Here is a 9906-nt window from a genome sequence, read left to right on the forward strand (position 1 = left end):
TTTTTGAATAAATTCTTTACTAATAGGCTTATTTACAGTTACAATATATTCTTTTTCGTGATTATTTCCGGCACGAAGAATTTTATTTACTATATCTCCATCGTTGGTTAAAAAAATTAAACCCTCAGAAGGTTTATCTAATCGCCCAATTGGGAAAAGACGTTCAGTATGCCCAATTGCTTTTACAATGTTATATCGTTCTTTAGAATCTGTTGTACAAACTATTCCAATAGGTTTATTGTATGCTATATAAAGTGTTTTTGGTTTTGATTTTAAGAGTTGTCCATTTACCATTACTTTATCACCTTCAAATACTCGATTTCCTAACTGCGTGGGTTTTCCGTTAATTGTAACCTTACCACCAATAATTAATTTTTCTGCCTCTCTTCGAGAGCAAATACCAGTACGACTAATGTACTTATTTAAATTTACTGAATTTTCGTTGGTGCTTTTCACTACTAATATTTTGAAGTTACAAAGTTACTAATAATGTTTTGTACTTATTTTAAGTATACACTAATTATTGAAATACCATGTGAATCTTCTAATTGATTTGTTGGTATATCTGGACCAATTGAAAACTGTATACTTTCAATAGTATTGATATCGAAAGTATTGCTTATGTCATGTTCTAAATAGTAAGGTAAAAAACTTGGATATGGTCTTGGTAATGTAACAGTTTTTGCTGATTCTAAATCCTTTAAAGAGAGCTTATATTCTTTAAGTTTTGTGTCTATTTCTAACACTTTTCCAAATGAAGACCCATCATTCATTACAAAAGCTATTTGAAGATAGGTTGGTTTATTATTAAGAGATCTTCCATAAAAAACAATACTATCTTTTGAAATTAAATCTGTTTTTCTCCCTTCAATTTTTTCTAAAATAAAATGCTTGAAACTATAATCATAAATTGGCTTTGCATTTAAATTTTCATTGTCAGGCATAAATAATTTTTCAATATTGATTTGAAATTCAGCTTCATTTTCATTTTTAGTAGGCACAAGTTTAAAACCGCGCCTCCATTCTTTAACTAGTAAATCAGCATCCTTTTTTGCATTAAATAAATAGATAGGGTTTGATTTTGGAACTACACGTACTTCATACATGTTTTTATCATAAAAATCCCAATTAGCAGGAGTGCCTTTTAAATTAGAAGGATAGGTTATGGAATTATTTTTGTTTTTTACAATTATTTGATAGCGCAAATAACCTGTAGCTATCATCTCTGAAGGGATTTCAGCTTCATAATTATATCCAGTTGTTTCGTTCATACTAATTATTTCTCTTTTATATCCATTATAAAACCATAATTCTACAGATTCTGGAATTTCTGTAGTTACTATTTGAGCTGAAATTTTTAAAGCAGTACCTTCTGTAATTTCTGAATGCGAAGTATGTTTAAAATAGGTTTTAGAAATAGTACTTTTTGGAGCAAAGAAATCTTTTAATTTATTGCTTTTCCAGTTGTCATTTGGTGACCATTTTTTAGAACTTTCTTTTTTGCTTACAATATAAGTTCCAGGCATAATTGAAAATGAATTACCTGTTGTTTTCGTAGAAAAATCATTTCCATCATTTATAGCTTCAATATTAAAATCTGAACCTAATTCTTTTAAATTAATACTCATTTTCCATTTTCTCCAATTTATTACGGCAACTGTTTTTTTAGGGCTATTTTTTCCAAAAGGGTTATCAACCCAAATAGCGTCGGGCATTACTTCTAATCGCCAAATTCCATTATTTATTTTATCTAAAAAGTAAGCTCCTTTTCCTTCGTATTTTATAATTTTAGAGTTCCAAAATCCAGCAATTTGCTTGAGTTTTATTTCATTTTTAGGTTTGGTAGAAGTTGTATTAGTATAAATAAATTTAGTTTCGGAATTATACTCTGCGAGGTCATTTAAGTAATCTACATTAAAATCATCAAATGATGTGTTTTTTGGATAAGCTCCAAAGTTTTTATGCATCGGTATGTTATGAAAAACCTCTGATGTAATCATCAAACTTAATGCTTTTTGAGGTGTATACACTAAATTCATATAATGCGTATTGTATTCAGTATTCGCATATGCCAAATATGTTGGGTCGTAAGCAAAGTGCGTAGCTATTTGTATTCCAGCTTCTCTAAAACTTCTCGCCATGGCTGGATAGATATATGATTTCCCTACATCAGCTGCATCAAATTCATATACTAATTTTGCACCATTATGCTTTTTTATACTCTCATCAAAAGGAATGTTGTACTGATTCACATTTGGTAATAGGTTTCCTGAAAGTTCTTTTTGATACCCTAAACCTGTTGGATACCATTGAAAAGTACCTCCTTGAATATCGCCTTGAAAATAGGCGTCTGCGAAATGAACAGCATGGCTTATATTATAAAAAATAGGTTTTTTAGTTCCCGTTTTACGCATTGCACTTGTCATTCTTTTTACAAATTCAGTCACTTTTTTGGGATCTCCTCTGTGGTGAGGTTCATTACTCACTTCAAAAGCAATAATATTAGGTTCATCTTTATATGCGATCTGTGTGTATGGATTTATATGATTTAAAAATTGATACAAATAGTTTTGCTGAGCTTTTATAGCTTCAGGATTTGTAAGGCATTCATTTTTGCCATATTTATGTGAAAATCCAGGCGTATTCTCATCCGGTTCAGGCCAGCCATTTCCCCAAAATGCTATTGGAGTTATCACAAAATTTATGTTTTTCTCTTTTAATTTTTTTAGTAAATAGTCAAAGGTTTCTAAATATTCGTTCTCAATTAAATTACCAAGTGTATCGCTAATTTGAGTATCCCAAACGTGCACTCGATACAAATCAAAACCCAATCGAGAAAAATGATAAACATCATTGTCTATCGCTTTTTTTGGATCAATTCCCATTTTTATTGCTGAGCGATATGCATGTGCGAAGGGAACTGTGTAGTTTACACCAAAACCTTGAACTTCTTCATTGGTTTTATCCCATTTCATGACACCACTTTTATCTACGTACACAGTGCCTTTTGAAATTGAATTTTGGGCTACAATATGTGGAACATTCAACAGTAAAACGAATAGAACTGTTTTTAAAAATATACGGTAAGGTTTCATAAATTATAAGTTTATGTTTAATTTAAATCGATTTTCTAAAAGTTAACGTTGTTGGATTTTCAATTGAAAGTTGTTCTTTATTACTAATCATTTGTGCTAAAGTCTTTCCCATTTTTTTAAAATCGGTTGAGATGGTTGTTATTCCACCTTCAACAATTTCTTTTAAAAGAGTTTCATTATATGAAATAATACCAATGTGCTCTCCAATATTCAAGTTTCTTTCTTTTATTTTCTTTATCAATAAAATTAAATTTCGGTCATCAGGAATTATATACAATTCACCATCTGTCGGTGTTTTATTGGTTAAGGAATTTACTACTTCAAAGTCAAAATCATTTTTTCTACAAAATTCTTCAAAACCACTTAGCATTCCTTTTGGTTGCTTATTTTCTTGAAAAAGCAAAAGTAGTTTGTTGTATTTAATTAAATGGTTGCTTACGGAAGTAAGGTTATTAAAGATTCCTTTTTCAAAATTTTGATAAATACTTGAATAATGCTTTAATTCACTATTGGTTTGATCTAGGATATATACTTTTTCTTTTGGGAGATTTTTAATAATTTTATATGTATTGTTAAAGTTTCCAGGCATAATTATATATGAATTGTAGTTCCCAATACTTTCTTGAATTAGCTTACTAAAAACAGAATAATTGAAGTGGTGAAAGTAAATATCTACTTGTATATTTTCATCTAAGTTGCTTAAAAACGAATTATATAAATCCTCCTTGAACGAATTTAACTCATCAAATAATAAAAATATTTTTTGTAAAACTGTAATATTTTCACTTTTAATATAATAGCCTTTGCCTGCAATTGAATGAACAATTCCTCTTAATTTCAGGACGTTATAAGCCTTTAAAACAGTGTCACGTGACAGTGAGAACTTATTTTTTATACTATTGATAGAAGGAATTTTATCTCCTTTTTTTATAGATCCATCTAAGATAGCATTTTCAATGGAGATAATTATTTGCTTGTATTTAGGAATACCTACATTTTTTTTTACATTAATAAAACTCATATGCAAATATAATAAAAAACAAACTAGTAGGTACTGGTTGTTTTTTATTTTTATTAATAATAGATTTGTTTATTATTAGTTCAAAATGTTTAATTCAATCTTTAATTTATATTTTTATAAAAATCATTCTAAATGAAGTATTCCTTTTTGATATTTTTAACTTTAGTATTAATTTCTTGTTCCAAAAGAGAATCTCAAAATGTTATTATTGATGATGAAGAAATTGTATTGGTTCCAGATTTTTATTTTGGAGCAGATTTATCATATGTAAATGAGATGGAAGATTGTGACGTTGTTTATAAAGATGCAAATAATATTATCAAAAACCCATACACAATTTTTAAAGAATCAGGGGCTAATCTTGTAAGAGTTCGGTTATGGCATAATCCTACTTGGACTGAATATTCAAATTATGAAGATGTTAAAAAAACGATAGCGAAAGCGAAAGCTGAAGGAATGAAGGTTTTGTTAAATTTTCATTATTCAGATACTTGGGCTGATCCCTCAAAACAGGAAATACCTGCTGCATGGCTAAATGAACTCAATAATACTGAAGCATTGGGAGAATTACTTTATAATTATACGTATAGTACTCTTGAGAATCTTTCAAAATCAAATTTATTACCAGATATAGTTCAAGTTGGAAATGAAATTAATGGAATGATTTTGCAGCAAGGAGACTTAAAATGGCCAATTGATTGGCAACGAAATTCATATTTGCTAAATAAAGGAATTTTAGCTGTTAGAGACATTTCTGCTATAAAAAATAAGGAAATAGGAGTAATGCTTCATATCGCACAACCAGAAAATGGTTTGTGGTGGTTTGAGCAAGCCACGCAAAATGGAGTGACAGATTTTGATTGGATTGGTCTTTCGTACTATCCAAAATGGTCAGAATATACTTTATACAATGTTTCTAACGCATTTAAAACTTTAATAAGTACATATAACAAACGTTTAATGGTTGTAGAAACTGCTTATCCTTTTACTCTTGAGGACTCAGATTCAGCAGGAAATATATTAGGAGAAGATGCTCTTATAGCAGGATATCCTGCTACAGAGCAAGGCCAGTTAGATTTTCTTAACAAGTTAGTAGAGGTTATTGAAAATTCTGGAGGTGAAGGACTTGTATATTGGGAGCCAGCTTGGGTTTCAAGTAATTGTTCAACACTTTGGGGACGAGGTTCTCATTGGGATAATGCCACATTGTTTGACCATAACTTTAAAGCAAATTTAGGAATGAAGTTTTACAATGCTTCATTAAATTAGAAAAAAAGCATACATATGAGAAATTATAAGATACTAATTCAGGTTTTAATTTTTAGTAGCACAATGTTATTTTCAATTTTAGAAGCAAAATCACAATTGAGAGAAATTTTTACGCTTCAAAAAGATTGGAAATTTATGAAAGGAAATCCTAAAAATGCTTCAGAAATTAATTTTGATGATAGTAAATGGCAACAGGTGAATGTTCCTCATGATTGGGCCATATCAGGTCCATTTATAATTGATGGAGATGGAAATACAGGAAAACTTCCTTGGAAAGGTGAAGGTTGGTATAGGAAACAGTTAGAAATTCCTTCAACTTATAAAAATAAGAGAATCTACCTTATTTTTGATGGTGTAATGGCATTCCCAGAGGTGTATATGAATGGTAAGCTTGTTGGAAAATGGGATTACGGATACAATTCATTTTACCTTGATGTTACAGATTATCTAAATTTCGGAGATAAAAATATATTAGCTGTTTATGCTGATACAAGAAAACACGATAGTAGATGGTATCCAGGTGGTGGAATCTATAGAAAAATAGAATTGTTGGCAGTAAATCCAATTCACGTAAATGTTTGGGGAACTTATATTACTACGCCAATTGTAAAATCTAATTACGCTGATGTTAGGATTAATGCCTCAGTTAAAAACAGTTCAGATATTAATGAAGAAATAAAAGTTGAACAGGTTGTTTTAAACTCAAAAGGTGAAGAAATAATAAAAAAGGAAATTTCAAATACTATTTTGTCCGGAGAAAATAAAGATTTTGAAGTGACTCTTCAATTAGTGAATCCAATAAAATGGGATATTAATAATCCGGTACTTTATACCTCAATCACCAACATTTATAAAAATGATATAATCATAGATAGGGATTCAACATTGTTTGGAGTGAGAACAATACGATTTACTGCTGATGACGGTTTTTATTTAAATGATAGGCGAGTGCAATTAAAAGGAGTTAATCTTCATAGTGATTTTGGTCCTTTAGGTGTTGCTTTTAATGAAAGAGCTATGGAGCGCCAATTAGAAATAATGCAATCAATGGGTGTAAATGCAATTCGAAACAGTCACAATGTTGCAGCACCGGAGTTACTCGATTTATGCGATAAAATGGGTCTTTTAGTGTTCAATGAAATATTTGATAAATATGATGCAAAAGCTGATATAACTCCAGAAACTGATTTTGATAGTTTTGCACATCGAAACATTAAAAATTTTATAGAACGTGATCGCAATCATCCTTCAGTTTTTTTGTGGAGTGTTGGGAATGAGATTGGAGATGTTCAATGGAATATTAATAATGGTTTTAAGAAACTACATACGATGGTAAATTATGTAAATAAGTACGACCCTACGAGGCCTACCACTTTGGTAAATGATAATATGGAAAGTGCAAAACTTCGTCATTTCGATTATTATGATGTGCATAGTTGGAATTATGCAAGGCGCTATAGATTGGCTCGGCAGTTAGAGCCTAATAAATCCGTCATAATTAGTGAATCCGCTTCTACAGTGAGTACTCGAGGATTTTATGAATTTCCACTTCCAAAAGAGAAAACTGATTTTACAAATTCATTACAAGTAAGTTCTTATGATTTAAATGCCCCGGCTTGGGCTGAAATTTCAGACGACGATTTTATGTGGCAACAAGATGAAAATTATATTGCAGGAGAATTTGTTTGGACAGGTTTTGACTATTTAGGGGAGCCTACACCTTATAATAATAAATATACAAAAGAACTTGGTCTTACAGACAAAGAGGCTTCCAGAAGTTCATATTTTGGAATTGTAGATTTGGTTGGAATTCCAAAAGACAGATATTATTTGTATAAAAGCTATTGGAAACCAAATGAAACCACAATACACATTTTACCTCATTGGAATTGGGAAGGAAGAGAAGGTGAAAAAACACCAGTTTTTGTTTATACAAATGGAGATTGTGGGGAGCTTTTTGTAAATGGTAAATCACAAGGCAAGAAATGTAAAAAACCTTCATCAAAAGTTTCTACAGAACGTTTTAGATTGAAGTGGAATGATGTTATTTACGAGCCAGGTGAAGTTAAAGTTGTTGCTTATAAAGAAGGAAAGAGTATAGGCTATAAAACAATTGTAACGGTAGGTGATTCAAAAAAAATTAGATTAACACCAGATAGAATAATTTTAAAAGCAAATGGTGAAGATTTGTCTTATATTTTGGTTGAAGTACTTGATAAAGATGGGAATGTAAATCCTTTAGCAGATGATATAATTGAAATTCAAATTACAGGAAAAGGGTCAGTTTCAGGAGTAGGAAATGGGAATCCACAATCTTTTAAACCGTTCAAATCTAATAAGGTAGATCTTTTTTATGGGAAAGCTATGATTATTGTTTCAGCAGGTTTTAAAAAAGGAAATATTACTGTTACTACGAAATCTAAAGGTCTCACAAAAGATTCTGTAGAAATAAAAGTTGAATAATTTTATTAGAAATTATAATAAAATTCAGAAAATAGTGGGTTAAATAAAAAAACTAATATTCAATTATTGTTCTAAAAGTTAAGTTAACCCTTGGCGTATTAATTGATGTAGTTTTTGGAAGCTTATGTAGCCAATGTTTTTGAGTTTCATCTTTCATAAGTAACAAACTACCGTGCTCCAAGATAAATGAAACTTTTTCTTTACTTATTTTGTGTTTAAAAGCGAATTTACGCTCTGCTCCAAAACTTAAAGAAGCAATAGCTCCATTATTTTTTAATTTTTTTTCGTTGTCGCTATGCCATTCCATACCTTCGTTTCCGTTGTGATATAGATTTAATAAGCAAGAATTAAAAGATTCATTTGTTTGTTGTTCAACCATGTTCTTTAATTCCAATAATTCCGGAGTCCAATTCAATGCCGACTTAGTTATTTTTGAATAGGTGTATTCATATTCTTTATCGCCATACCACGCAACTTTTCGTTTGGTAATTATTTTTTTTCCAAAAATAATGGCTTCGTCATTTTTCCATTCAATAGTTGTCAATAATTTTTTTAATAAATGGTCTGCTTCATTTTTGTTGAACAATTTTCCATAATAGTTTACGGTTCCATCTGTGGGAAGATAATTTTTTTCAGGATTAATGTTGATTTCAAATAAATTCATAAAATATACATTGGTAAATGATTTGTTGAAAAAAGTGTTTTAATGATTGATTGTAGAATATGTTAGCAAAGTTTAACTTTAATTTTTTTCCATTTAAATTACTTATTAAATCTTTAGTATTTATTACAATATTTAAATAATTTTCACTCCTTTATTACAAAGGGTTTTAAACTATTATATTTGCTTAAATTGAGATAGAAGACAAGATATATCATTACTTAAAAAATAAAGCCCTGATAGTCAAATGATTATCAGGGCTTTTGCGGAGAAAGAGGCTCCAAATTCTTGATTTTATTTAGTTGTAAATCAGGTGTTTATATATTCTCTATTTTAGAGGGTAACTCATAGGGTAACTGAACTATTATATTGATTTTAATGAACTTTGTTGTTCAAATATAAACATTCTCAATAAAGGATTTTAGTCTTTAATTAGTTAATTTACAAAAGACTCTCTGTTAATTAATATATATTCACGAATTCTTCTGTCAAAACTTGACTTTCTTGAAATAATTAAGTCTTCATCTTTAGATAAAAGCATTTTTATTTGAAAATTTAATTCTTCAATCTTTTGAAACTTTAGTCGTTCATTATGGGCACGACTGAATTGTTCTTTTTCAATTATTTTCAAAATTTCTGAAGAATTAACAAACTCATTTTTTATAAGTATTCTTAATATTTTATTTGACTCTTTATCAAGCTGAACAAATCTCTTTTTAAATAAGAGGCCATTTTCTAGCAATTGTATTCTATTCTTTCTTTTTTGATATTTTTTATAAAGCCTGAAAAAACCAATGATTAAAATTAATACAAATACAGAAATGCCAAGAGTTTTTAATTTTTGATTATTGGAATAAAATGATTTAGAACTAATCTTTTTACCAATCATTTCTGATTCTGTTGCTGTAACGATGTAGAGATTTTGTTTATTATCGGATGTGAAGTAGTAAAATCTTTCATTATTAAAAATTGATGTAAAATCTCTATATATTTGATGTGAGTGTGGACCTTTTTCAAATTCAGAAATATTGTTATTTAAAATGTCAATAATGACAATCTTTGAGGACAAATTTATTAGTAGTTTATTGTTGATTTTAATTTCAGGCTGAAACATAGTTTGCTCGACAAAGTCTGTTTCTCCGATTAACGACCAAGTTTTTTTTGTAAAATTATATTTCCATAGTTTAGTATTGAAAATGTTCTCAAACCTATTTATAGGGTTATTGTAATTTGAATTGAAAATATAAAATTCATCACCTATAATAATATGCATTCCTGAGAATGACTCTTCTGGTATTAATGAAGTATTTTCAGGATTAATAACTTCCCATTCCTTCAAATTTTCATCAAAGAAGATGATAAAATTTCTCGCACTCCAAAATCCATAACCACCAAAT

7 protein-coding genes are annotated in these 9906 nt (G+C 29.3%); 2 read left to right on the forward strand and 5 right to left on the reverse strand.

Annotation, left to right across the window (positions count from 1 at the left end):
- The 3 genes from HKP59_RS00805 to HKP59_RS00815 all read right to left on the reverse strand — a co-directional run.
- Positions 1 to 456 (reverse strand): pseudouridine synthase (locus tag HKP59_RS00805; protein WP_291802618.1); only part of this gene is annotated, 456 nt, incomplete at its 3' end.
- A gap of 44 nt (positions 457 to 500) precedes the next feature.
- Positions 501 to 3095 carry a cellulase family glycosylhydrolase gene (locus tag HKP59_RS00810; protein WP_291802619.1) on the reverse strand — a complete coding sequence of 865 codons (2595 nt, stop codon included), beginning with the start codon at positions 3093 to 3095 and terminating at the stop codon, positions 501 to 503.
- A 22-nt stretch (positions 3096 to 3117) separates the two neighbouring features.
- The gene (locus tag HKP59_RS00815; protein ID WP_291802621.1) at positions 3118 to 4116 is read right to left on the reverse strand and encodes a GntR family transcriptional regulator; all 999 of its coding nucleotides are present in this window, start codon (positions 4114 to 4116) and stop codon (positions 3118 to 3120) included.
- 132 nt (positions 4117 to 4248) lie between these two features.
- Here HKP59_RS00815 and HKP59_RS00820 point away from each other — a divergent pair, with 132 nt between their 5' ends.
- Positions 4249 to 5385: a glycosyl hydrolase 53 family protein gene (locus HKP59_RS00820; protein ID WP_291802622.1), complete on the forward strand. Its 1137-nt coding sequence runs from the start codon at positions 4249 to 4251 to the stop codon at positions 5383 to 5385.
- 15 nt (positions 5386 to 5400) lie between these two features.
- Positions 5401 to 7848 carry a glycoside hydrolase family 2 TIM barrel-domain containing protein gene (locus HKP59_RS00825; protein ID WP_291802623.1) on the forward strand — a complete coding sequence of 816 codons (2448 nt, stop codon included), beginning with the start codon at positions 5401 to 5403 and terminating at the stop codon, positions 7846 to 7848.
- Between the two features lie 52 nt (positions 7849 to 7900).
- Here HKP59_RS00825 and HKP59_RS00830 read toward each other — a convergent pair whose 3' ends face one another.
- Together HKP59_RS00830 and HKP59_RS00835 are read right to left on the reverse strand one after the other, a co-directional pair.
- Positions 7901 to 8512 (reverse strand): alpha-ketoglutarate-dependent dioxygenase AlkB, encoded by a 612-nt coding sequence (locus HKP59_RS00830; RefSeq protein ID WP_291802625.1) that lies wholly within the window; start codon positions 8510 to 8512, stop codon positions 7901 to 7903.
- A 433-nt stretch (positions 8513 to 8945) separates the two neighbouring features.
- Positions 8946 to 9906 (reverse strand): hypothetical protein (locus HKP59_RS00835; RefSeq protein ID WP_291802626.1); only part of this gene is annotated, 961 nt, incomplete at its 5' end.

The organism is Lutibacter sp., from assembly GCF_013041805.1.
Taxonomy (GTDB): Bacteria; Bacteroidota; Bacteroidia; order Flavobacteriales; family Flavobacteriaceae; genus Lutibacter.

Excerpts from the sequence above, each read along its gene's own strand:
- HKP59_RS00810 (WP_291802619.1), bottom strand. The coding sequence starts at position 3,095 with ATGAAACCTTACCGTATATTTTTAAAAACAGTTCTATTCGTTTTACTG.
- HKP59_RS00815 (WP_291802621.1), bottom strand. The coding sequence starts at position 4,116 with ATGAGTTTTATTAATGTAAAAAAAAATGTAGGTATTCCTAAATACAAG.
- HKP59_RS00820 (WP_291802622.1), top strand. The coding sequence starts at position 4,249 with ATGAAGTATTCCTTTTTGATATTTTTAACTTTAGTATTAATTTCTTGT.
- HKP59_RS00825 (WP_291802623.1), top strand. The coding sequence starts at position 5,401 with ATGAGAAATTATAAGATACTAATTCAGGTTTTAATTTTTAGTAGCACA.
- HKP59_RS00830 (WP_291802625.1), bottom strand. The coding sequence starts at position 8,512 with ATGAATTTATTTGAAATCAACATTAATCCTGAAAAAAATTATCTTCCC.